Raw genomic sequence first — 22,493 nt, forward strand, 5'->3', positions numbered from 1 at the left:
GCTTTGACGTCGCGTGAACGAGCCTCCCAACAAATCACGACACCCTCCGTCATGTATTCCGTTAACGTTCTCGTATGCGCGCCGACCGGCTGGTCTCACTGGTGCTGCTGCTGCGCCAGCGCGGTCGGCTGACAGCGGACACGCTGGCCCGCGAGCTGGAGGTGTCCACCCGCACCGTGCTGCGTGACATCGAGGCGCTGTCCGCGGCCGGCGTCCCGGTCTACGCCGAGCGCGGCAGGCACGGCGGTTTCGCGCTGTTGCCCGGTTTCCATACCGAGCTCACCGGACTGAACCACGACGAGGCCCTCGCCTTGCTGACCGCCGGATCGGGGCGCGGCGAGCAGGCATTCGGCCTCGGCTCGGCGCTCGCTTCGGCCATGCGGAAGGTGGCCGACGCGCTGCCCGCAAGCCACCGGGCCACCGCGAGCGACGCGGCCCAGCGACTTCTCGTCGATCCGGAGACCGACCTGCTCTCACGCCGGTCGGCCGTCGAGGAGGTGCCCGACACCACCATGGTCGAAGTCAGGCGCGCGGTGCTCGCCGGACACAAGCTGCGCATCCACTACGCGGCCACGGGTCAGACAGCGCAGTGGCGCACGGTGGACCCGATCGGGCTGGTCACCGTACGCGACCGGGCCTACTTGCTGGCCACGAGATCCGGCGCGGACCGCACCTACCGGCTGTCGCGGGTGTTGGCCGCCGAGGAACTCCCCGAAGCGGCACAGCGACCGAACCGGGTCGATCTGGACCGGATCTGGCGGGAACGCTCCGCCCGGTTCCTCTCCGGCGGCGACCACATCACCGTGCAGGTACGGGTGAACCCGGCGCGGCGGGAGGACCTGCTGGCCACCGCGCTGGCTGTCCGCGCGGAAGAACCCGACGCAGACGGCCGGCTGCGGCTGGAGGTGACCTTCCAGGATTCCCGGCACGCCGAATGGGCGCTGTGGCAGCTCAGCACGGACGCGGAAGCCCTGACCCCGCAGTCGTTGCGCACCTCCCTGCGCGACCGCGCCGCCGCGATCGCCACCCGCTACGCAGACTCGTCCTGAGGTCGCTCCGCCCCCCACCGGCGCGAACGCGGCGCTGCCCCCGCGGGCCATGGGCGACAGGCGTAAAATGAGAGGGCTCGGGAGCTGACGGCCTCCTGAAGGGGGAAATCGCTCATGCCCCAGAACCGGACCCGTTTCCTCGCCGCGTTCGCGGCCCCGGTACTGACGCTGATGGCGTTCTCGCCGAGCCTCGCGGCATCTCCGTCGAGTACGCCGGAATCATCGTCCGGGCTGGTCGCCGCAGCCCCGGCACCGTGCCACCTTGCGGGACGCGGCCCTGGCGACGCCTACCACAAGGGCTGCGCGAAAGGGTACTCCGAGGGATACAGCGTCGGCCTCCGCAACGGCAGCCCTCCGTTCTGCCAGAAATTGCCCCCGCCCCTGTCGCCCGTGAATCCCAACGACTACGAGCGCGGCAAGGCGCAGGGTTACCGGAACGGTTACGACGCAGGATTCAACAAGGCGTACGCGGCCAACTGCAACAAGACACCGGAGCCGCCCAAGAAGCCGGACGCCCCGCCGCCACAGCAGCAGACCCCCGACAGCATGTTCGCTGCGGGCAAGACGGCCGGCGAGGGGTGGGGGCGGGAAGACGCCAAACAGTGCAACCCGCCGACCCGCGAACACTCGGACCTGGTGCCGCCCACCCAGCCCAACACCCTGATCCTCGCGTACCAGAACGGCTACCGCCTCGGATACCAGACCGCCTACGACGAGGCATTCCGCGACAACTGCCTCAAGCCCTGACCGGTGCGCGCCTCGGTTCCCATGCCGGGGGCCGAGTGCCCCGGGTGACTCCTGCCTCCCCGGCGCCCACCCGGTGCGACAGCCATGTCCGCAGGGCGATTGGATGGGCCCAGTACGAGAAGGGGGAGTAATGGCGCTGCATCCTGAAGGCATGTTCACCAGCGGACCGATCGCGCACCTCGTCGGGCTCGCCGCGGGCGGGTCCGATCCGCTGGAGTGGGAGGTGCTACGGCTCACGCGGGTCACCCGGACCGATCACTGGGACGCGGCCTGGCGGCACACCGTACAGCCGCTCGCCTCCCAACTGGACTATCTGGCCACGGCCTTCAGCGAGGAGTTCTTCGCGACCTGCCCGCAGGACGCCCGCCGGGCATGGACGACGGCCGCCGGGACCAGGAGCGTGCCCGAGTTCATGACCGAGCTCGCGATGCTGCTGCGGCTCGCGGACCGTCAGCGGCCCGCCGGATACGAGGACGTCCCGCTGGCCCGGTGGGAGGTACGGGCCCGGTTCCCGCTGCTGCTCGCGCTGGACTCCTGGGCGTACGACGGGGAGCACGGCTCGTACGCGGAAAGCCTGTTGGCCTTTATCGCCGCCGAACACCCCTACTGCTCCTACGAGGTGATCCCCCGCCTGACCCAGGCACTGGAGGTACGGACGCTCCGCACGCAGTCGGAAGCCTTCGCCGCGTCGTTCCGGACCCTCGTGCCGGAGGCGACGCCGGAAACCCTCGACGCCCTCGCCCGGGTGTCGTTCGCCCACTTGACGGAGCACCACGGCTGACCGGCCGCAATCGCACGCCCACCCTCCACGACCGCCTCATCGACGTCCTGATCGCCCCGGCATCCTCATCGGTGCGGGTCTCCTCCGGCGCCGGGGCCTACTACGAGAAGCACCGCGCCCGCGGCATCGATCGCCGAGCACGCCGAGCAGTTCCGGCGGCGCTGACCCGTTTCAGCGGAACGCGGCGATATTGCGGGTGGCCCAGTCGACGAACCGGCGCGGGGCGCGGCCGAGGACCCGCTGGACGTCCGGGCTGACGCGCAGTTCGTCCGGGTTCGGCGAACCGAGGATGGCCAGGGTGTCCTCGGCGAGCTCGGCCGGCATGCTCCGGGCCATGGCGGCCTTGGCCTCGTCGCGGGTGAGGTCGTGGAACCGCACTGGCGAGCCCAGCGCGGCGGCGATGGCCTCCGCCTGCTGGCGCGGCGTGATCACCTCCGGGCCGGTCAGCTCGTACACGCCGCCGGTGTGCCGGTCATCCAGCAGGCACGCCGCCGCGACCTCTGCGATGTCCGCCGGATCGATGATCGGCACCCCGATGTCGCCGAAGGGAGCGGCGACGACCCGCTGCGCGCGGATGGACTCGGCCCACCACAGGGCGTTGGAGGCGAAGCCGCCCGGCCGCAGGATGACCCACTCCAGGCCTGACTCCCGCAGCACATCCTCCAGCCCGCGCATCGCGATCCGCGTTGCGCCGAACGGCCTGGTCGCCACGCCCTGCGTGGAGAGCAGGACGACCCGGCGGACCCCGCTGGCCTCGGCTGCGCCGATGATGTCGGCCGGGCTGGCTCCGGCGGCGTGCAAGTCGCCGGGCAGCAGCAGGAAGAGGGCTTTCGCTCGGGCCAGCGCGGGCTCAAGGCTGGGCGGCTCGGCCAGGTCGGCCACCACGTGGCGGACGCCGTCCGGCACGGCCGCGGCGTGCCGTGACACCGCCGTCACCTGCTGGCCCGCCTCGGCCAATGCCCGCGTCAACAGCTGGCCCACATTCCCGGTAGCCCCGGTCACCACGATCATGTACAGCTCCTTGTCCGGTGTCTTCCGTGGCTGAACGGTAGGGGCCGGGCTAACTCCTGGTAAGGACATACCTTTGGGTAAGCTCACTACGTGACGGAAAGCGCGCAGCACATACGGGCCGAGGCGGGGACTCGGTATGAGGTGTTTCACACCGACTGCCCCGCGCGTGACGTGGTCGACCACGTGACCAGCAGGTGGGGTGTCTGGGTGTTGATCTCCTTGCGGAGACACGACCTCCGGTTCTACGAGCTACGCGAGAGCATCCAGGGCATCAGCGAGAAGATGCTCGCCCAGACCCTGCGCGCGCTGGTCCAGGACGGCCTGGTCTGGCGGGAGGTCGAGCCGACGACACCGCCCCAGGTCACCTACGGGCTGACCGAGTTCGGTCGGGACATCGGCGAGCCGCTGACGGAGCTGTTCGACCGGATTGGGCGGCGGCTTTCGCCGCGCAACGCGGGATAGCGTAGTAGCGGGCGACCTCGAAAGCGCATTCACCGTGATCGAGCACCCCATGACCCGAGGACCTGGTCCGGCTGGTCCGACAGGGGAAGGGCTTGTCTGTCGGCTCTGCGGGGGAACAAATCATGTGCTGGGCAGAGCGGTTGCCGCCTAGCCTGCTTGGCTGTGGATATGGGACGTGCTGATCAACAGCTCCGGCTGATCGCTGAGGTCGTGGAGGTTGCCGGAGTTCTTGGGGTCCCGGTGTGGCTTCGTGGTGGCTGGGCCATGGACTTCTTCCTCGGGGAGATCACGCGAGACCATGGGGACATCGACTGGTTCGCCTGGGCGGACGATGCCGGGGCCCTTGCGGAAGGCTTGCTCCAGCGCGGCTATCGACCGATCCCAGGGCCGCCGCCTGACTTGCAGCTCGATTTCGGCAAGGACGGGCTGGAGAGCAGCTTCACGTTCCTGGATCGAGATGCTGCCGGCCGTGTGGTGGTCGCCGGGGGCCCCTGGGCCGGTGCGCCCTGGCCCGAGGGAATGCTCGATGCTGGGCCGGGCAGTGTCGGTGGTCTGCAGTGTGCGATCGTCGGTCCGCTGGCGCAGATCGAGATCAAGCGGATGATGCCCGTCTGGGATCCCTCCAGGCCTCGGCGGACCAAGGACGCCGAGGACATCGCCCGGCTGGAGGCGGCCCTTCGCGCACGGGGCCGGCGGTCCGGGTGCGGTTCTTGAGCGTCGGCCGCCCGTCATCATCTGCTGGCCGGCCGCCGCGCCGGCCGGGTCCGGGCTGCCGACGGACGGCCGTGCGTCGGCAAAGGGCGGACCGAGCGCACCTCTTCACCCGCTCCCGGACAGCGCTGCGGACTGGGGAGGGCTGGCGTCGATCCAGTCCCGTGGGCTACGTTCTGCAGCATGACTACCGGGACGGCATTGCGCCACACACGGATTGGTGACCCGGCGCTCCTCTGAGCGCCGTACGGGCTGGTGCCGGCCCGCTGTTGGACCGAGGATCCGGCGCTGCTGCGCGGGATCCTCCTCCTGTCGTGTTGATCACAGCTCGACACGTCAACCACGACAGGAGAACTCATGCCCACCAAGATGCTGCACATTCCCACCGCGGACGGCCTGGCCGACGCTTTCGCCGCCTTCCCCGACCGTGGCGAGCGGCACCCGGGAGTGCTGATGTACCCGGACGGCTTCGGCATCCGGCCCGTGCTGCGGGAGATGGCCCGCGAGCTGGCCGGGCACGGGTACTACGTACTCGTCCCCAACCTCTTCTACCGGCACGGCCCGGCACCGGTGATCGAACTTCCCGAGCACATCGGAGAAGAGGCCCGGCCCGCGGTCTTCGCCCAGCTGATGCCCTTGATCGAGGCGCACACCACCGAGCGTGTCCTGAGCGACGCCGACGCGTACCTCAGGTTCCTCACCACCCAGCCCGAGGTCGGCGCCGGACCCGTCGCGGTGACCGGCTACTGCATAGGGGGTCTGCTGGCGATGCGCACCGCCGCGGCCCACCCCGGCCAAGTGGCCGCCGTCGCCGCATTCCACGGCCCCGTGGGCGCCGACGGGCCCGAGGGCTTGCAGCGCCTCCTGTCCGCGCTGACCGCCCAGGTCCACCTCGGCCACGCCGAAGGCGACATGACGCCCGAGGCCCTCGGCGAGCTCAACCAGGCCCTGGAGGCCGCAGGGGTCGGCTACACCTCCGAGATCTACCCCGGCACCCTCCACGGCTTCACCATGTCCGACACCGACGCCTTCAACGCCGGCGCGTTGCAGCGCCATTGGGACCGCCTGCTGCCCCTCCTCGACCGCACCCTGGCCACCAGCTGACGCTCCGGTCCGGAAACCGGGCCCGAAGTCCATGGCTCCGTAGTCCTGGTGGCGGATTCCTCTCGCCTTGTGCAGGTCAACGGCGGGTCAGGAGGCCGTCCACCAGGGCTCGGAGCCCCTCCAGGTAGGTGTCCTCGGCGGTCAGCGGCGCCCACTGGTCCGCGACCTGGGCCAAGCGGGGTAGCTCGCCGGGGTCGAGATCGGCGAAGACCCGCTCCCGGTAGGTCGCACGGTCATCGTCCGCGCGCCGCCGGGCCGCTGTCGTCCGGACCACGATCTCTCCGGCGGTGTAGTACCAGATCGCGCGGTACCCCTGTACGGCCCGCTCGGGGGTCAGGCCGCATTCGACCAGGCCGTCGACGATCTGCTCGACGAACCACAGGGCGGATGTGGACATCAGGTCGTCGGCGGTCAGCACCTCCACGATCCAGGGGCAGCCGGCGAGCGCCTCGTGGATCGCGGCAGCGGCGACGACGACCCGCTCGCGAGGCTGGGCGGGGAGTTCGGGGCGCTGGAGCGCGTGGGCGGCGTAGTCGTCCAGCAGCAGGACGAGCAGTTCTTCCTTGTTGCGGACGTGGTGGTAGAGCGCCATCGGCGTACTGCCGATCTCTGTGGCCAGCCGTCGCATGGTCAGCCGGTCCATGCCGTCCGCGGCGACGATCCGGCGGGCCGTCTCGACGACCTCCTCTCGGGAGATGCGGGGAGGTCGGCCGAGGGTTTTGCGCGGAGCGGGCGGTTGCGACATGCCCTCATCATCCCCCAGGTGTCGACAGGGGCCACCCCCTGGGGTTACTTTCCTTACATGTATAAAAACTTACGAGGGCGCCCCGGAGTGGTGCTGGCGGCGGTGGCCGTCGCCCAGTTCGCCGTCGCCCTGGACTTGTCGGTGGTCAACGTCGCGCTGCCCGCGATGCGCGCGGCCCTGGGGTTCGCGCCCCTCGGCCTGTCGTGGGTCGTGCACGTATACGCGCTCACGCTCGGCGGGTTTCTGCTGCTGGGGGGCCGCGCCTGCGACCTGTACGGCCGGCGTCGGCTGTTGGTACTTGGCCTGGCCGTCTTCGGGCTGTGTTCGCTGGCGGGCGGGCTGGCCCAGGCGCCCTGGCAGCTGATCGCCGCCCGCGCCGGTCAGGGTGTGGGGGCCGCCGCGGCCGCCCCGGCCGCGCTGGCGATGCTCACCACCACCTTCACCGAGGGCCCGCGGCGTGTGCGTGCGCTCGGGGTGTGGAGCGGGGTGAACGCCGCGGGTGGAGCACTGGGCGTGCTGGCGGGAGGGCTGTTGACCGAGTACGCGGGTTGGCGCTGGGTGATGCTGATCAATCTGCCCATCGTGGCGGTGGCTCTCGCGCTGGTTCGCGCAGGCGTAACCGCCGAAGCGCCCCCCGCCCGGCGCGAGAGGCTGGATGTGCTCGGCGCCGTCCTGTCGACCGGCGGAGTCGGGCTGCTGGTGCTGGGTGTCGTGCGCTCCGACGCCCAAGGGTGGGGATCACCGGTCACGTTGGCGACGCTCGTCGCCGCGGCCATGCTCCTGGCCGCCTTCGTCCTCGTCGAATCCCGGGCCGCCGCACCGCTGTTGCGCCTCGGCCTGCTGCGCAGCCGATCGATCGCCGGCGCCAATGTGCTGGTGTTCCTTTCCACGGCCGGGCAATTCGCGGCGTTCTACTTCGTATCCCTGTACATGCAGCAAGTTCTGGGCATGGGTGCCGCGGCGACCGGCGCCGCCTTCCTGCCCTTCTCCGTGAGCCTGGTCGCAGGCACCCTCGTCGCGACCCGCGTCACCGCCGCACGTACTCCCCGGGCGTCCCTGGTTCCCGGCGCCCTGCTGGCCGCCGCGGGCCTGGCCTGGTTCGCCTTCATCGGTCCCGACGGCGGCTTCCTCACGGACGTGCTCGGCCCCTGCCTCATCACCGGAGTCGGCGTCGGACTGGTCATTGCCCCGATCGTTGCCGCCGCGACCACCGGCGTCGCGCCCCCGGAGGCCGGCATGGCCTCCGGCCTCGTGAACAGCTCCCGCCAACTCGGCGGCTGTATCGGCCTGGCCGCCCTGGCCACCACCGCAGCACACCGCACCGGCACGGCCACCGATCCCGCCGCGCTCAACGACGGCTACGCCCTGGGCCTGGCCATCTCCGCCGCGCTCTTCGTGCTCGCGGCTGTCGTGGCGATCGGCGTGCTGCCCCGCCGCCGGGCGGAAACACCTCACCCGCGACCCGTCGCCCCCGCAGAGAGCCGACTGGAAGGAACTCCGTCATGAAGACGACACCCATCTCAGCGATCGACCTCTTCGCCTCGGCGCTGCACATCTGCCCCGATGGCGATGTCCGAGTCGCCGAACGGCGTATGACCAGCGGCGACTCCGGCGCCTGGCAGATCGCCACGTTCCACGTGGCCACCGACGCCGACGTTCACTCCGACCACTGGGAGATGCACCCGGAGGCCGAGGAGGCAGTGTGCTGCCTGACCGGCGGCGTCCGCCTCTACCTCCGTCCTGCCGGGCCCGGCGGCGCCGAGGACATGGTGCAGTTGCAGGCAGGCACCGCCGTGGTCGTCCCCCGCGGCCGCTGGCACCGCCTGGAACTGGACGCCCCCAGCGACCTGATGTCGATCACCCTTCGCCACGGCACCCGCCTTGAGAAGCGCACCGACACTCGCTGACCACAGGGTGGCCCTGCCGACCGGCCAAATCACCCTCGCGAGCATCCGCGAAGGGATGCTCGCGAGGGCCGCCGACCTCGCCTACCTCACGGGGTGCTCGTTGTTCATCCTGTTCGCCGGGGCCGCGACCGGGCACGGTGAAGGGACCAGGTCAGTCCCACTGCTGGTCCGCGAGGGAGGCGACCGGCTGCGGCTTGCCGATGACGGCCAGGGCAATGAAGAAGTTGATCTGGCCGATGGCGATGGTAAGGGTGGCCAGGGCCTTCTCGTCGTAGTGCTTGGCGACCTCCGCGTACAGCTCGTCGCAGACACGCTCCTTGCCGTGCGGGGCCGGCTGGAGGACCGCCTCCACCAGGGCGAGTGCCGCCCGCTCCGCCTCGGTGAAATACGGAGCGTCCTGCCACGAGGACACGGCCGTGATGCGCTCCTCGGATTCCCCGGCCTTGCGCAGGAAACCGGTGTTCAAGATGGTCAGGTAGGTGTTACCGACGATCTGGCCGGCCCGCAGGTGGACCAGGCTCATCGTGGCACGGGGCACCGAGCGGTTGCCCGTGGCACGGAACAGGGCGGCACTGATGTCGCTCAGCTCCGGAACGAACTCGCCCGGGTTCGGCATCCGCGAGATGGAAGTGGTGCTCGTCATGACCGCTGCTCCTTCGATTGGCATCTACACAGCACTGACGCACCGGGCGGAGCGAATGTGACAGCGCAGCCAGACTTTCTCCGTCCCCGGCCGGACCGGGCAGCCGAACCGGGGACGGGCCGCTCGGCGTCAGGCGCGGCAGCGCAGCATCGTCAGCGGGGGGTTCGCGGCGTAGTCCTCCCAGAAGTCCTTGCCGTACTCACGCACGCCGGCGGCGGAGATCTCCAGGGGGACCCAGGTGACCTCGTTGAATCCGGCCGCCCGCAGGCACTTCTCGAAGACCTCGCGGCTGGGCGGGTTCGCGACGAACGAGATCGGCGGGTCGAGGAGCGCGGTGATCCTCACGCGCGGCCCGATCTCGGTCTCCTCACCGAGGGATTCGCACAGGAAGCCGTACTTGGCCAGGGACGGCCCGTCGAAACGGTAGTCCGGGTTCTGCGTGAAGACGAAGAACTCGGCCCCGTCCGCGATGCTCCGGTGGATGTTGTGGCACATCCGCTCGATGGTGGCGACGTCCTCGGCGTAGTTGAACAGCTGGACCGCAACCGCGATGTCGAAGCGCTGCTCGAAGGTGCGCTGCTCGGCGACGTCGCCGACCTCGTAGTGCACGCCCAGCGGGTCGCTGTCCTCCAGGGCCTGCGCGGCTTCGACCATCGCGGAGGAGATGTCGACGCCCAGGACGTGGGAGGCGCCGCGGCGCTTGAACTCCCGGCTGTAGAAGCCGGTTCCGGAGGCCAGGTCGAGAATCGACTTGCCGTTCACGTCGCCGACGAGGGCGAGGAAACCGGGCACCTCCCCGTAGCGCGCGAGAGGGAGGGTCTTGAAGCCCTCGAACGCCTCACCGATCTCGTCGTACAGCTGACCGCTCATCATGTTCCCCCTTTGTCCTCGGCGTCGGCCTTCGAGACAGGCCGACGCCCCTGGTGGGAAGTCTTGCTCTCCTGGGCCGGGGCGTCGTACTGGCGGAAACCACAAACATGCCGATGCCGACCGGTGCGATCTTCATGTCGCATCAGACGACTGCTGCGTTCGTCGGCGCGCCCCGACCGGGTGCGCGCGCGTCCCGGCCTCCGTGTGAGCCCATCCGGCCAAATGGCCCTCCGCGGCCCGGTCACTTGGTGTGGCCCCACGGTTCGCGACGGGGCGCGGGGGTAGGGTGCCGCCCGTGTCCGAGCATCAGCGCGACCTCGTCGGATACGGCGCCGAGCCGCCGCATGCCGCCTGGCCCGGCGGTGCCCGTGTCGCCGTCAGCCTCGTCCTCAACTACGAAGAGGGCGGCGAGCGGAGCGTCCTTGAGGGCGACCCCTCCTCCGAGGGCTTCCTTCACGAGCTCATCGGCGCGCCGCCCGTGGCAGGGGGACGCGATCTGAACGTCGAATCCATGTTCGCCTACGGCTCGCGCGCCGGCTTCTGGCGCATCCATCGCACGCTCGCGGCGCACAGGGCGCCGCTCACCGTCTACGCCGTGGCCCAGGCGCTCGAACGCAACCCGGACGCGGCGCGGGCGATGGCCGCCGCCGGTTGGGAGGTGGCGAGCCACAGCCGGCGCTGGATCGACTACCGCCACGTGCCGGAGGACGCCGAGCGCGCCGACATCGCCCGCTCGATCGCGACGATCGAGCGGCTCGTCGGACGCCGTCCCGTCGGCTGGTACACCGGCCGGACCAGCCCCAACACGCGGCGCCTCGTCGCCGGGGAAGGCGGTTTCCTCTACGACTCCGACGACTACTCCGACGACCTGCCGTTCTACGTCGAAGCGGCCGGCCGGCCGCACCTCGTACTGCCATACAGCCTCGACGCGAACGACTTCAAGTTCCTGATCGTCCACGGCTTCACCACTGCAAGCGACATGCTCTCCTACCTCATCGACACCTTCGACGCCCTCCACGCCGAGGGCGCCGACCGCCCGCGCATGATGAGCGTCGGCCTGCACTGCCGGATCATCGGCCGGCCCGGCCGCATCCGCGCGCTCGACGGCTTCCTGAGGCACGTGGCGCAGCGCGGCGGGGCATGGGTCACCACGCGGGAACAGATCGCCCGTCACTGGCTCGCCACGCACCCGCCGCCGCGCTGAGCCCCTCAGCCCGCCGCGGCCCGTGAAAGTCGCGCGGACCTACGGCTACGGGTTACAGGTCCTCGCATACGCGAACAGGGCTTCCGTGCCGCGGATGGCGAGGGGCACGGGTGTGAGCGCGCCAACGATCCCCCCGGAGAGTGCAGCACGCCGAATGCGGCTACGGCGTGCCACACGCGCCGACGTTGCCTCGCCCGACTCTGCCTCGACCACTCCGTCCATATGGACTCCTCCCCCGCCTCGGCGTGCTCAGCCGGATCGTGTCAGGGCGTTCCGAAGCCCGCAGAGAACTCCAAGGTGTTCTTGATCGTGTTCGAGACGCTTCCTCCGTGCGCAAAGGTCACCCTCACACCCGATGTCCTGGTGGTTTCCCTCGGGGATTCATGGACGGCGGATGCCAGGATCGAGGTGGAAACCGTCTGGTTCCGTGACTCCTCCGGCGCATGGTGGAGACGCGACAGCACCAAACCCCTTGTCCCCTCCAAAATCACGCCGGAAGAACTGAAGGCGCGGACCGGTGCGGAAGCGATCGACAACAAGGTCGACCCCAGACTCCGGGCCAGAGTCGCAGCCGCCGAGCCTTTGAAGGAATGCGTCAAGTGACCTACGGACGCGGCCAGGCCTGGCAATCTCCCCCTGCCTGCCGGAAGCAGAACCGGTCGCCGGCCAGACCGTGCAAGCCCTACTATCGTCCCCTGTGACCGAACTCCCCTCGTACCTCCGTGCGACACAAGATGCTTACGACGCCGTCGCCGTTCGCTACGCAGATCTCGTCCGCGACGGGCTCGCCGATCTGCCGCTGGACCGCTCGGTCCTCGCCGCGTTCGCCGAGCTCGCGCGGGCCACTGATGCCGGGCCCGTCGCCGAGCTGGGATGCGGTCCCGGATATGTGACGGCGCACCTGCGAGACCTGGAACTGGACGCCTTCGGCGTCGACCTTTCGCCCGTGATGATCAGTCTTGCGCGTGAGGCCTATCCTGACTTGCGGTTCGAGGTCGGTTCGATGGACGCCCTGGACCTGGCCGACGGCGAGTTGGGGGGCATCGTGTCCTGGTACTCGGTCATCCATGCTCCGCCGCAGGAAATTCCCTCGTACTTCGCCGAGTTCCGCCGGGTTCTCAGACCGGGCGGCGTCCTCCTGCTTGCCTTCTTCGAGTCCGAGGGCGGTCCGGTGACGGCGTTCGACCACAAGGTGGCGACGGCCTACCGATGGCCGGTCGACGACCTCGCGGGGCTGGCCCGCGAGGCCGGGTTCGTCGAAGCCGGCAGGATGCTGCGCGAGCCGCGCGCCGAGGAGCGGTTCCGCCGGGGTCACCTTCTGATGCAGGCTCAGGATCGGTAGCAACCGCTCGGCCCCGCAGGGGCGACGCCCCGGCTCTCGGGCGCCTTTTGCCATCCCCTTCGGCCTCGCTGAGGTGACCTCCGGGGTGGCGAACGGCGGCCGCGGAGAGAGCGATCAGTGCGCCCGCACCGTGACCCCCAGCATCCGTGCCCCCACCTCCGTGCGGGGGCGGTGCCGGCTGCCCGGGGCGAACACCACGTAGGTGCCCGGGCCATGACGCTCCTCCCCCTCGATCACCTCGCCGCTCAGCACGTAGTACCGCTCCTCGGTCGCGTGGACGTCGACATCCGGCCACTCGGTGTCCGGGGCGAAGTCGATCAGCCAGCCGCTGGCGAACTCGGTCGCCGGAAGCCTGCGGCGGACGATGCCGGGGGCGACGTCTCCCGGCTCGATGTCGTCGATGTGGACGGTGGTCTTCAAGGGGCCCGTAGGCGTTGTTTCGCTCATGCGCCCACGATCGCGTGGAGCGGGCCCCCGGCCGAGAGTCTGAAAAGACACCCTCAGGTACATTCCTGCCATGAGCCGTCATCGTGTGGTCGCGCTGCTGAACGCGCCGCAGTCCCCGTTCGAACTCGCCTGCGCCGCCGAGGTGTTCGGTTCCGTGCGGCCGGATCTGCCGGTGCACTACGACTTCACGGTCTGCGCCGAGCGTCCCGGACCGCTCCCCGCCACGACGGGACCCGCGATGTACGTGGAGGCGGGGCTGTACGCGCTGACGGACGCGGACACCATCGTCGTTCCGGGCTGGCAGCCGACCGGGGCGGCCGTGTCACCGGACGTCCTGAGCGCCCTGTCTGCGGCGCACCGGCGCGGGGCGCGGGTCGTGTCCATCTGTACGGGGGCGTTCGTGCTGGCGCAGGCCGGGTTGTTGGACGGGCGCCGGGCGACGACGCACTGGCGGCGTGCGGAGCAGTTCGCTGCCGCGTTTCCACGGGTGGAGGTCGACGCGGACGTGCTGTACGTCGACCACGGCGACGTGGCCACCAGCGCCGGGTCCGGAGCGGGCATCGACCTGGCCCTGCACCTGGTACGCCGCGACCACGGCGCCGCCTACGCGGCCCAGGTCGCCCGGAGCATGGTGCTGCCCCCGCACCGGGAAGGCGGCCAGCTCCAGTACGCCGCCCAGCCGGTGGCCGTCAGGACCGACGAGTCGCTCGCGCCGCTGCTGGAGTGGGCCCTGTCCAGGCTCGACACCGAGCTGACCGTGGGCCGCCTCGCCGAGCAGGCGGGAGTGTCCAGCCGCACACTCGCCCGGCGCTTCGCCGAACAGCTCGGCCACAGCCCCGGCAAGTGGCTGCTCACCCAGCGCCTTGACGCGACCCGGGTGCTGCTGGAGCAAACGGAGCTGCCGGTCGAGGCCATCGCGATCCGGGTCGGCCTGTCCTCCGCCGTCAACCTGCGACGCCGCTTCCGGGCCGTCCTGGGCACGACGCCCGGTGCGTACCGACGGACCTTCGGCCGCTGAACGACCCTGCGCGGCGGCGCTCGCCGGATGCGCCCATCCCCGGATCCGCCGGCCCTGCTTCGAGCGCCTTTCACCCAGGCGGCCGGCCGTTGGAGGTGGCGGCGAAGGGGCCCGGCGGCTCATCGTCAACGGTGATCGCGGGCTGGGGTCGAGGTGTAGCCGTGTTCCTTCATGCAGTCGGCCATCATCCGCTGCCGCGCTTCGGACGCCGTGGTCGCGGGGATCTTCGCGGAACACTGTGCCTCGGCGTCGAGGCGCTTTTGTTCGACCGCCGGGTCGGGAGCGGTCCAGGTATAGCCCGCATCCTTCATGCAGTCGGCCATCATCCGGTTCCGCGCTTCCGGCGTCGCGGTCGAGGGGATCTTGGCGGAGCACTTGGCCTCGAATTCGGGCCGCTTGCGTTCGTGCTCCGGGTCGACCCGCGGCGCAGGTGGCGGCTGCGGTGGCGGCGTGGTCTCCGCCGGGACGGGACCCGAGATCGGCGGACATCCGGAGACCCTGAGCCCGGCGTCGTAACCGGCGTTGAAGCCGTTGACGTATCCGTGGCGGTACTGGTTCCAGGGGTCGCCGGGGGACAGAACGGGCTTCGGTTTGCACAGGGATCCCACACCCCAGCCCTCGTCGGCTCCCTTGCGACAGCCCTGAGAATAGGCGTCGGCCGTGTCCTGGCAGTAGTCACCCCGGACGACGGCCGCCGCTGAAGGCTGAGCGGTGAGTCCCCCGACTGCGACCGCCTGTGACAGGGCCAAAGCCACGAGGAGCGGCCGGGCAACCAGCTTCGGACGGCGGCGATACATGGCCGCGACCTTTCTGATCAGTTGCCTTCGTGTCGTTCATTTCCAGTCAACGACGACCCCAAGACAATGTCAATCGGGGCCCTGACCTGCGGATGCGCCACGGTCAGGGGTTCGTCTTGCTGAGGCAGTGCTGCCGGAACGCCTCGTCGTACGCGGTGTCGTAGCCGACGTTGTAGCCGTTCTGGTAGGCGATGACGAGCGGGTCGGGCGTCGGCGGCGGGACCAGGCGCGCGTTGGTCCGCATGCAGGTCTTGCCGTCCTGGAGGCCCAATTCCCTCCCCGCTGCCTGTCCTGCCGCGGCCATACTCGCCGGGGTCTGCGCGGTCCGCGGGTTCGGGTTCGGCGTGGGCTGCGGCGTCGGCCGGTTGGCGCAGTTCTTCTGGTACGCGGCCTGGTAGGCACGGTCGTAGCCGTACTTGTAGCCCGCGAGCTTGCCCTGTTCGTACGGGTTGGGATTGACCGGCGACAACGGCGGCGGAAGCTTCTGACACGCGGGAGGGCTGCCGTTCCTGGCGCCGGCTGACAACCCCGCGAGGTAGCCGTCGTCACACCCGCGCTCGTAGGCGTTCTTGGGCGGGCCCAGACCGCAGAAGGCCGGCCCGGCGGGGAGCGGCGCCTTGGCCTCGGCGGTGGGCGCCAGGGCGAACAGGGCGATGAGCGGTGTTACACAGAGCGTGACGAGACGTCGCCTGTCATGGAGGGGCATGGCGATCCTTGGGACTGAGTAGTTCGGGACCCCCCTGCAAGAGCGGAACAGCCCTTCTCCGCTCGGCTGTTGCGGCCGACGGGGACCTTCGCATCAGGCCTAGTTCAACCGTAGACCCCGATCCTTCCGCCAGCCATCCCGTACGCGCCATGCATCGGCACGCGTCCGACGAGCTGCGGACGCAGTGGCGGACCACACGGCGGGCCCGTCACCCGGCATCGGAGACGGCTGCGCGCGGCGGCCCCGTCAGACTGCCCCGCCGAGCCGGGGCCATGCACGTGAACGCCGTCCCGCCGGGACGATCGTCCTCAGCCTGCCCCGGCTCGACGGCACGGGTGGACCGCCGCTCTGGGCGACGCTTCCTAGCCGCGGCCGGTGTCAGGTGCGCGGCAGGTGGGTTGCGGTGTCCAGGTAGAAGGAGTCGATGCTCTGCACGGCCCGCTCGAATTCCTCCAGGTTGACGGGCTTCGTCACGTAGGCGTTGGCGTGGCTGCTGTAGGCGCCGACGACATCGTCCGGTGCCGAGGAGGTGGTGAGGACCACGACCGGGATGGTCTGCAGTTCTGCGTCGTTCTTCAGGACCCGGAGCAGGTCACGGCCGTTCATCCGGGGCATGTTCAGGTCGAGCACGATGAGGTCGGGACGCACGCTGTCCGGGTCGCGTAGGTATTCCAGGGCCGCGACACCGTCGGCGACCTGGACCAGGTTGCGGGCCCCGCGCTCGGAGAGGGCCTCCTCGATGAGCATGGCGTCGGCGACGTCGTCTTCGACGAGAAGGACATCGAACGGGCGGGCGGGGGCGTTCATCGTCTGGTGCTCCGTAGGTGCGTCGTCGGTGTGGTTGAAGAGCCCCGGCCAGCGGCGGCGGGCGCCTTGGCGGGTCATGCCGCATGCCCGGCCGATCTGGGGGTATCCGGCACCTGCGCGCGCGGCGTCCAATGCGGCTGCCCGCTGGAGCCGTTCAGCAGCCCGCTGAAGGTGCTCCAGCAGGTGCAGCAGGCTGAGGGCCCGCGCCGGATCGTCCGCTGTCGGGTGCGGGGGATGTTGCAGGAGTTCCAGGGCAAGGTGCCGTGCAAGGCCGCCGACCACGGCGTCCGCGACAGCGGCTGTCTCCGTCGGATTGGTCCGCAATACGAAATTCTTGCCCGGCATACCTGGCACCTTAGGCCCCGAAACGACCTACGACAACAATCGTTGTCGAATGCCCTCTACAGTGTGCGCTGCGCCCGTTTGAAGGCGGCCGTCACTGCGGAGGGGTATCAGAGGATGACCGGGGACGAGGAGCTGCCGCGTGCGCGGAGGCTCTCCACGTGGACGACCCGGCGGTGGCTTCGCGTCGGGGTGGCCGTGTCGTTGGCGGTGCTGACCCTGCTCGGGGTGACGGGAGCTTGGGTGCTGGGGCGTACGGCGTCGATCAGCAAGGATCTGGTGGACGTGAGGTCCCCGGCGTTGTCGACCGCGTTCCGGCTGGAAGCAGCCCTGCTGAACCAGGAGACCGGGATCCGCGGCTACGGGCTCACCGGCGCACCGGATTTCCTCGGCCCTTACCGGCAAGGCCTCGACGAGCAGAAGGCGGACATCGCCCGGCTCTCGGAGCTGCTCCACGGCGACGCCCCAGCCCTGAGGGACCTGGGGACGGTGCAGGAAACCGTGGAGACCTGGCAGGAGAGGATCGCCCGGCCGATCGCCGCGGTGCCCCCCGGCGCGCCTTCGCAGACGGCCGCAGAACGCGCCGCGGAGGGCAAGACCGCCTTCGACAAGGTCCGCGCGGCCTTGAGTGCCCAGCAGGAACGGTTGCGCGCGGACCGGACCCGGGCCAGGGACGACCTCATGGCCACGATGACCCTGCGGAACTGGGTGTTCGGGGCGATCGCCACAGTCATCGCGCTGCTCGCGTGCCTGGTCTTCGAAGCACTGCGCCGCGGCATCAACCGGCCGCTGGAACAGCTCGGGGCGGACGCGCGCACCATTGCCGGCGGTGACTTCGGCCACCCCATCACCTCGACCGGGCCCGCCGACCTGCGGCGCCTGAGCGGCGAGATCGAGTCCATGCGCCGACGCCTCGTACGGGAGCTGGCCTTCAGCGAGGAGGCCCGGCGGCGCCTGGACGCGCAGACCGCCGACCTCCAGCGGTCCAACGCCGAGCTGGAACAGTTCGCGTACGTGGCCTCGCACGACCTGCAGGAGCCGCTGCGGAAGGTCTCCAGCTTCACCCAGCTGCTGCGGCGGCGCTACGGAGGGCAGCTCGACGCCCGCGCCGACCAGTACATCGACTTCGCGGTCGACGGCGCGAACCGCATGCAGACGCTCATCAACGACCTGCTCGACTTCTCCCGGGTCGGCCGGGTCCACCACACCCATCAGGCCGTCGACCTGGACGAGGTCCTCGACCGGACCCTGTCCGCGCTGAGCGTCAGCATCGAGGAGACCGGGGCGCTGATCACTCACGACCCGCTGCCGACCCTGGTCGCCGACCCCACGCAGATGGGCATGCTCTGGCAGAACCTGATCGGCAACGCGATCAAGTTCCACCGCCCCGGACAGGCACCGCACATCCATGTGACGGCCGTCGCCGAAGGCGCGCTGTGGCGGTTCACGGTCACCGACGACGGCATCGGCATCGCCCCCGAGTACGCCGACAAGGTCTTCGTGATCTTCCAGCGGCTCCACACCAAGGACGTCTATCCCGGGAGCGGCATCGGCCTGGCGATGTGCAAGAAGATCGTCGAGTTCCACGGCGGGACCATCGCCGTCGACCCGGAGCACCAGGACGGCACCCGCATCGCGTTCACCCTCGCCTGCGAACCTCCCGGGCTCGCAGGCCCGTCCACGATGGCGGAAGTGGTCCGGTCCGACGCGGAGCTCATGCCATGACCGCGGCCATGACAGCTGCCCCCCGAGCGGCGCAGGCCGAACCGGTGTACCGCATCCTGCTCATAGAGGACGACGAGGCCGATGCCCTGCTGGTCGAGGAACTGCTCCTCGATACGGAGCTGCGGTTCGAGCTGACCACGAGCACGTCCGTGGCCGCGGCCCGCACCGAGCTCGCAGCCCGCGCGATCGACTGCATCCTCCTCGACCTGCACCTGCCGGACGTGTCGGGCACGGCCGCGGTCACCACCGTCCGCAGCCTGGCCCCGCATACCGCGGTGATCGTCCTGACCGGCCTGTCCGAGACGCAGGCAGGCTCCGAAGCGATGGCCGCCGGAGCCCAGGACTACCTCGTCAAAGGCAAGGTCGACGCGGACCTGCTGCGCCGCACGGTGCGCTACGCCGTCTACCGCAGCCACACCGAGCGCACGGCCGCCGAAGCCCAGTCGGCCCGCCTGCGCGCGGAGGAGAACGCCCGTCTGGAACGCGGGCTGCTGCCCCAGCCCATCCTCGACACCTCCGCCGTGACAGTGACCACCCGTTACCTGCCCAGCTCTGACAGGGCGCTGCTCGGAGGGGACTTCCTCGACGTCGTCGAGGGCGACGACGGGCTGCTGCACGCCGTCGTCGGCGATGTGAGCGGACACGGCCCCGACGCTGCGGCACTCGGCGTCTGCCTGCGCATCGCCTGGCGCTCGCTCGTACTCGGCGGACACCGCGGCACCGATCTGCTCCACCTCATGGAACGTCTTCTGATCGCCGAGCGCGGAACCCAGCCGCTGTTCGCCACCTGCACCCTGCTCACGCTCGACCAGAAGGCCGCCACCGCCACCCTCCACCTCGCCGGCCACCACGAACCCCTGCTGACCACCGCGGAAAAGACCCGGGAGGTGCCGGCCGAACACGGGATCGCGCTGGGCATCGCCCCGGCGCTGCGCGACTGGCCCGCCACCGTCGTCACCCTCCCGGACGCGGGCGCGCTGACCCTCTACACCGACGGCCTCACGGAAGGACACAACGGCGCGACCGACGGGCGACTCGGCGCCGACGGACTCCTGACTCTGATCAACCAGCTGCCGCCCGCGGACCCCGCCACCCACCTCGACGCCCTCATCCAGCAGAGCAGGGCACTCAACGCCGGACGCCACACCGACGACCTCGCCGTCCTCCGCCTCGACTGGGACCGCCGGTAGCTCCGTGCGTGGCCTGGTCAGAGTGGGGTGGCTTCGTGGACCTGGTGCAGGTGGATGAGGATGTCGTAGGCCTGGCTGATCGCGAGGGTCGGGAGCGGGTCGTTCTTGAAGGAGGAGCCGGCGTCGTAGACGGGGCGGGGGGCATTCAGCCAGCTGCGGCCCGCGACCGGCAGTGTGCGCAGGTCGAGGTAGTAGTCGCGGTGGTGGACCCGGTCGAGGGTGTACTCGTGCATGTCGGGGGTGGCCGCGGGGACGGTGACCTTGCCCCAGGCTCCGCCGAGGGTGGTCCCGGTGAGGAACGACCCCCGGTTGAAGGTGAAGCCGATGGCGGCATAGCCCCGGCCGAGGGCGTTGCGCAGGAAGACGCCTTGAGTCGTGGGGTACATCACGGGGTCGGTGGACAGGTAGCCCACGTGGCCGTTGTGCGCCGACAACAGCATCTTGGCGCCGGTGCGGCGGTGCCACCAGGCGGTGTTGTCGGCCATGACCCGGTCACGAAGGTGCTCCGCGGCGGACACCGACTTCGGATCGGACAGGTCGAGGGAGGCGAAGGCGAAGGTCTGGGCGATGTTGCGGGCGTGTTGTTCGGCCCATTCGTAGGCCTCACCGCCGGCGCCCTTGTTCGCGGTGACCAGGTCGAGTGCCTGCTGGGCGGTGGCGGCGTTGTCGCGTCGTTCGGCGAGGGGCTTGCGCAGGTAGGCGAAGACGTCGTCGAGGGGTCGCAGGCCCGCGTACAGCGCTTCGAGGCGCGCGAGGTCCTTGGGGTGGCTCGCGCGGACGTGGGAGGTGACCCGGTCGAAGGCGGCGTCGCCGAGCTTGGGTGCTCCGACGTCGTTGCCCATGAAGTGGACCTTCCGGCCGGGGTGCCGGTCGTTGTACCGCCGCATCCAGGCGATGAGGCTGACGAACTCCTCGCGTTCCCAGGGGGATCCGGTCAGTGTCTCCTTTGCGATCTGCCGGGCGTCGCCGGCGCCGCCCTGGAGGTACTCGTCGATCCGCAGGCCGGCCGTCCAGCTCATCTCCAGGGCGAAGGTGGTGAATCCCTTCTCCTCGACGAGGTGACGGAATACGCGCTCCTTCATGGCGAAGAACTCGTGCGAGCCGTGGGTGGCCTCTCCCAGTCCGACCACCTCGGCGTCTCCGATCATGGCCCCCAGCGCCCGCAGGTCGGTGGTGGTGCCGCCGGGTTCCGTCGACCGGAGCGGGTGGGCGGCGCGCTCCAGGGTGCGGAGCGCGTCGGCCTGCCGGCCGCCGGTCGCCTTGGTGGCGGGTGCGGCGGAGGCTGCCGGGGCCAGCAGGGCGGTGGCCGCGAGCCCGGCCGTCGCGGTGAGCAGCCCCCGTCGGCCGATCGCCTGGTGGTGCGCGGTCATGCTGATCACTCCTCGGTTCGGTGTGCCACTGCGGCGAAATGATCATGGCCTGGGGCGGGAGCCGGTCGCGATGGGGTCTCCCTCCGGCTTGACCGGGGGAAAACCCCTGTGCACCACGGTGGCTGGCCACCGGAGGGCTCGTCGAAGAGGCGGGCGCGGGATCAGCGAGGCAGACCACAACGGCCTAAAATGGGCCTGAAGGGTAAATGAGGCATGTCCGGCGGCTTCGAGGCGCCCCCGCGGGCCGCTCGGCTGGCCCAGGAGGCGTGATGACCCCCGACGCGGCACCGCAGTACACACACAGCGACCCCGAGGACGTCCTCAAGCAGCTAGGAAGCTCGTGGCGCTGGGCACTCGGCTTCGCCCTTGCGACCCTGATCCCAGGCATCCTGATACTCGTCTGGCCCGATGAGACGCTGCACATCCTGGCCGTGATCATCGGTCTGCAGCTCCTGGTGGCCGGCGGCTTCCGTTTCGTCACGGCCTTCTCGCACAGCGGCGACCGGGGCGGCAGCAGAATGGCGACCGTCCTCATCGCCATGCTGGCGTTCCTGGCCGGCGTCCTGGTGCTGCGACATCCCCTGCAGACGATCGGCGCGCTGTCCCTGATCGTCGGGGTCTACTGGTTGCTGACCGGAGTGCTCAGGGCTTACGTCGCGATCGCCGACCGCGCGCTCGTGCATCGCGGCCTGCTCTTCGGCCTGGGCGTCCTCGGCGCCGTCGCCGGAGTCGTCGTGCTCTGCTTCCCGGTGGACTCCGCCGTCGCCCTGACACGGCTGTTGGGACTGTGGCTCGTCCTGCTCGGCGTGTTCGAAGTGGTGATGGCCTTCGCACTGCGCTCCGCCACCCGCCGGATCACGCCCACACCTGCGGAGTGAACGCGGAGGCTGTGCCCGCGTTCACGCGGATGCGGCCCCCAGCAGGTCCGGTTCGCGGCGCCCCCGCGCCCCGAGCGCTGCGCCGCCCCGGACTCACGCGGGGGTGATGGCCTGCTCCAGCAGGCCGTGAAGTGCGCGCTGGTCCTGCGGGGTGAGGCCGGACAGCGGGGAGTCCACGGCCAGGAGCCCGAGGAGACGTTCGCGCAGTGCGGTGCCCTCGGCGGTGAGGACGAGGTGCTTGGCGCGGCGGTCGGTGGGGTGCGGGTGGCGCTCGATCAGGCTCTGCTTCTCCAGCTTGTCGACGACGAAGGTGGTGTTGGAGGGCTCGCAGCTCATGCGTTCGGCGAGTTCGCGCATGGTCATCGGCCCGCTCATCTCCCGCAGCGCGGTCGCCTGGGACGCGGTGAGGCCCAAGGTGGTGGCGCGCTCCCGTACGTGCTCGGCGATCCGCTGGGCCAGTCCGTTCACCAGCCCGCACAGCTGTCGCTCCGCGATGGCCTGCTGCTCGGGTGACATCGTCATGCCACCACTTTAGCAAGTCCGTCAAGACGAAACCTTTCTAGCTTGAATGATTCGAACTTGATGCTTATGGTTGGCCTCGTCGCCGCGGGAGACGCCGCGGCGACCTGATGACGAC

The 22,493-nt window shown here is 70.2% G+C and carries 25 protein-coding genes; 15 read left to right on the top strand and 10 right to left on the bottom strand.

Annotated features, from left to right (window positions below; all coding sequences use genetic code 11):
• Positions 1–74 precede the first annotated feature (74 nt).
• From ACZ4TG_RS00270 to ACZ4TG_RS00280, 3 genes are all read left to right on the top strand, one after another.
• Positions 75–1,049 (top strand): helix-turn-helix transcriptional regulator, encoded by a 975-nt coding sequence (locus ACZ4TG_RS00270; RefSeq protein ID WP_468158985.1) that lies wholly within the window; start codon positions 75–77, stop codon positions 1,047–1,049.
• Positions 1,050–1,439: 390 nt separating this feature from the next.
• The gene (locus ACZ4TG_RS00275; RefSeq protein WP_468158986.1) at positions 1,440–1,796 is read left to right on the top strand and encodes a hypothetical protein; all 357 of its coding nucleotides are present in this window, start codon (positions 1,440–1,442) and stop codon (positions 1,794–1,796) included.
• A gap of 151 nt (positions 1,797–1,947) precedes the next feature.
• Positions 1,948–2,577, top strand: coding sequence for a hypothetical protein (locus ACZ4TG_RS00280; RefSeq protein ID WP_468158987.1), 630 nt, complete (start codon positions 1,948–1,950; stop codon positions 2,575–2,577).
• Between the two features lie 171 nt (positions 2,578–2,748).
• Here ACZ4TG_RS00280 and ACZ4TG_RS00285 read toward each other — a convergent pair whose 3' ends face one another.
• Positions 2,749–3,588 (bottom strand): SDR family oxidoreductase, encoded by an 840-nt coding sequence (locus ACZ4TG_RS00285; protein ID WP_468158988.1) that lies wholly within the window; start codon positions 3,586–3,588, stop codon positions 2,749–2,751.
• A gap of 90 nt (positions 3,589–3,678) precedes the next feature.
• Here ACZ4TG_RS00285 and ACZ4TG_RS00290 point away from each other — a divergent pair, with 90 nt between their 5' ends.
• The 3 genes from ACZ4TG_RS00290 to ACZ4TG_RS00300 all read left to right on the top strand — a co-directional run bounded on the left by ACZ4TG_RS00290 (position 3,679) and on the right by ACZ4TG_RS00300 (position 5,865).
• Positions 3,679–4,050 (top strand): winged helix-turn-helix transcriptional regulator, encoded by a 372-nt coding sequence (locus ACZ4TG_RS00290; protein ID WP_468158990.1) that lies wholly within the window; start codon positions 3,679–3,681, stop codon positions 4,048–4,050.
• A gap of 168 nt (positions 4,051–4,218) precedes the next feature.
• The gene (locus ACZ4TG_RS00295; RefSeq protein WP_468159760.1) at positions 4,219–4,764 is read left to right on the top strand and encodes a nucleotidyltransferase domain-containing protein; all 546 of its coding nucleotides are present in this window, start codon (positions 4,219–4,221) and stop codon (positions 4,762–4,764) included.
• Positions 4,765–5,118: 354 nt separating this feature from the next.
• Entirely contained in the window at positions 5,119–5,865 is a 747-nt protein-coding gene (locus ACZ4TG_RS00300) for a dienelactone hydrolase family protein (RefSeq protein ID WP_468158992.1), read from the top strand.
• A 76-nt stretch (positions 5,866–5,941) separates the two neighbouring features.
• Here the strand turns inward: ACZ4TG_RS00300 and ACZ4TG_RS00305 are convergent, their stop codons facing one another.
• Positions 5,942–6,610: a TetR/AcrR family transcriptional regulator gene (locus ACZ4TG_RS00305; RefSeq protein WP_468158994.1), complete on the bottom strand. Its 669-nt coding sequence runs from the start codon at positions 6,608–6,610 to the stop codon at positions 5,942–5,944.
• A 57-nt stretch (positions 6,611–6,667) separates the two neighbouring features.
• Between ACZ4TG_RS00305 and ACZ4TG_RS00310 the strand changes: the two genes are divergently transcribed.
• Both ACZ4TG_RS00310 and ACZ4TG_RS00315 read left to right on the top strand, forming a co-directional pair.
• Positions 6,668–8,116 (top strand): MFS transporter, encoded by a 1,449-nt coding sequence (locus tag ACZ4TG_RS00310; RefSeq protein WP_468158995.1) that lies wholly within the window; start codon positions 6,668–6,670, stop codon positions 8,114–8,116.
• A complete protein-coding gene (locus tag ACZ4TG_RS00315) occupies positions 8,113–8,517 on the top strand; it encodes a cupin (protein ID WP_468158997.1) in 405 nt (134 codons plus the stop codon). The genes ACZ4TG_RS00310 and ACZ4TG_RS00315 overlap by 4 nt, the downstream gene beginning before the upstream one ends.
• 151 nt (positions 8,518–8,668) lie before the next feature.
• On the opposite strand, the gene ACZ4TG_RS00320 is transcribed toward ACZ4TG_RS00315, so the two are convergent.
• Together ACZ4TG_RS00320 and ACZ4TG_RS00325 are read right to left on the bottom strand one after the other, a co-directional pair.
• Positions 8,669–9,160 (bottom strand): carboxymuconolactone decarboxylase family protein, encoded by a 492-nt coding sequence (locus tag ACZ4TG_RS00320; RefSeq protein WP_468158998.1) that lies wholly within the window; start codon positions 9,158–9,160, stop codon positions 8,669–8,671.
• A 129-nt stretch (positions 9,161–9,289) separates the two neighbouring features.
• The gene (locus ACZ4TG_RS00325; RefSeq protein ID WP_468159000.1) at positions 9,290–10,030 is read right to left on the bottom strand and encodes a class I SAM-dependent DNA methyltransferase; all 741 of its coding nucleotides are present in this window, start codon (positions 10,028–10,030) and stop codon (positions 9,290–9,292) included.
• A gap of 295 nt (positions 10,031–10,325) precedes the next feature.
• Between ACZ4TG_RS00325 and puuE the strand changes: the two genes are divergently transcribed.
• The 3 genes from puuE (at position 10,326) to ACZ4TG_RS00340 (ending at position 12,576) form a co-directional block, all read left to right on the top strand.
• Complete coding sequence (gene puuE, locus ACZ4TG_RS00330; protein WP_468159002.1) at positions 10,326–11,234, top strand: allantoinase PuuE; 909 nt, start codon at positions 10,326–10,328, stop codon at positions 11,232–11,234.
• Between the two features lie 309 nt (positions 11,235–11,543).
• Positions 11,544–11,837 (top strand): hypothetical protein, encoded by a 294-nt coding sequence (locus ACZ4TG_RS00335; protein ID WP_468159003.1) that lies wholly within the window; start codon positions 11,544–11,546, stop codon positions 11,835–11,837.
• A 94-nt stretch (positions 11,838–11,931) separates the two neighbouring features.
• Complete coding sequence (locus tag ACZ4TG_RS00340) at positions 11,932–12,576, top strand: class I SAM-dependent methyltransferase (RefSeq protein ID WP_468159005.1); 645 nt, start codon at positions 11,932–11,934, stop codon at positions 12,574–12,576.
• A 114-nt stretch (positions 12,577–12,690) separates the two neighbouring features.
• Here ACZ4TG_RS00340 and ACZ4TG_RS00345 read toward each other — a convergent pair whose 3' ends face one another.
• The gene (locus tag ACZ4TG_RS00345) at positions 12,691–13,023 is read right to left on the bottom strand and encodes a cupin domain-containing protein (RefSeq protein WP_468159007.1); all 333 of its coding nucleotides are present in this window, start codon (positions 13,021–13,023) and stop codon (positions 12,691–12,693) included.
• 70 nt (positions 13,024–13,093) lie between these two features.
• Here ACZ4TG_RS00345 and ACZ4TG_RS00350 point away from each other — a divergent pair, with 70 nt between their 5' ends.
• Positions 13,094–14,041, top strand: coding sequence for a helix-turn-helix domain-containing protein (locus ACZ4TG_RS00350; RefSeq protein ID WP_468159008.1), 948 nt, complete (start codon positions 13,094–13,096; stop codon positions 14,039–14,041).
• A 125-nt stretch (positions 14,042–14,166) separates the two neighbouring features.
• Here the strand turns inward: ACZ4TG_RS00350 and ACZ4TG_RS00355 are convergent, their stop codons facing one another.
• The 3 genes from ACZ4TG_RS00355 to ACZ4TG_RS00365 all read right to left on the bottom strand — a co-directional run bounded on the left by ACZ4TG_RS00355 (position 14,167) and on the right by ACZ4TG_RS00365 (position 16,696).
• Positions 14,167–14,838, bottom strand: a complete 672-nt coding sequence (locus ACZ4TG_RS00355; protein WP_468159010.1) for a hypothetical protein — start codon at positions 14,836–14,838, stop codon at positions 14,167–14,169.
• 103 nt (positions 14,839–14,941) lie between these two features.
• A complete protein-coding gene (locus ACZ4TG_RS00360; RefSeq protein ID WP_468159011.1) occupies positions 14,942–15,544 on the bottom strand; it encodes a hypothetical protein in 603 nt (200 codons plus the stop codon).
• A 378-nt stretch (positions 15,545–15,922) separates the two neighbouring features.
• Positions 15,923–16,696 carry a response regulator gene (locus ACZ4TG_RS00365; protein WP_468159012.1) on the bottom strand — a complete coding sequence of 258 codons (774 nt, stop codon included), beginning with the start codon at positions 16,694–16,696 and terminating at the stop codon, positions 15,923–15,925.
• A gap of 114 nt (positions 16,697–16,810) precedes the next feature.
• Between ACZ4TG_RS00365 and ACZ4TG_RS00370 the strand changes: the two genes are divergently transcribed.
• Together ACZ4TG_RS00370 and ACZ4TG_RS00375 are read left to right on the top strand one after the other, a co-directional pair.
• Complete coding sequence (locus ACZ4TG_RS00370) at positions 16,811–18,418, top strand: sensor histidine kinase (RefSeq protein WP_468159014.1); 1,608 nt, start codon at positions 16,811–16,813, stop codon at positions 18,416–18,418.
• On the top strand, positions 18,415–19,608 hold the full coding sequence (locus tag ACZ4TG_RS00375) for a PP2C family protein-serine/threonine phosphatase (RefSeq protein WP_468159015.1): 1,194 nt from the start codon (positions 18,415–18,417) through the stop codon (positions 19,606–19,608). Before ACZ4TG_RS00370 ends, ACZ4TG_RS00375 begins: the two co-directional genes overlap by 4 nt.
• A gap of 17 nt (positions 19,609–19,625) precedes the next feature.
• Here ACZ4TG_RS00375 and ACZ4TG_RS00380 read toward each other — a convergent pair whose 3' ends face one another.
• Complete coding sequence (locus ACZ4TG_RS00380) at positions 19,626–20,978, bottom strand: erythromycin esterase family protein (RefSeq protein ID WP_468159016.1); 1,353 nt, start codon at positions 20,976–20,978, stop codon at positions 19,626–19,628.
• Positions 20,979–21,247: 269 nt separating this feature from the next.
• On the opposite strand from ACZ4TG_RS00380, the gene ACZ4TG_RS00385 reads away from it, so the two are divergent.
• Positions 21,248–21,856, top strand: coding sequence for an HdeD family acid-resistance protein (locus tag ACZ4TG_RS00385; RefSeq protein WP_468159017.1), 609 nt, complete (start codon positions 21,248–21,250; stop codon positions 21,854–21,856).
• Positions 21,857–21,949: 93 nt separating this feature from the next.
• On the opposite strand, the gene ACZ4TG_RS00390 is transcribed toward ACZ4TG_RS00385, so the two are convergent.
• Positions 21,950–22,378, bottom strand: coding sequence for a MarR family winged helix-turn-helix transcriptional regulator (locus ACZ4TG_RS00390; protein WP_468159019.1), 429 nt, complete (start codon positions 22,376–22,378; stop codon positions 21,950–21,952).
• Between the last annotated feature and the right edge of the window lie 115 nt (positions 22,379–22,493).

The organism is Streptomyces sp. NPDC028314, assembly GCF_055565795.1.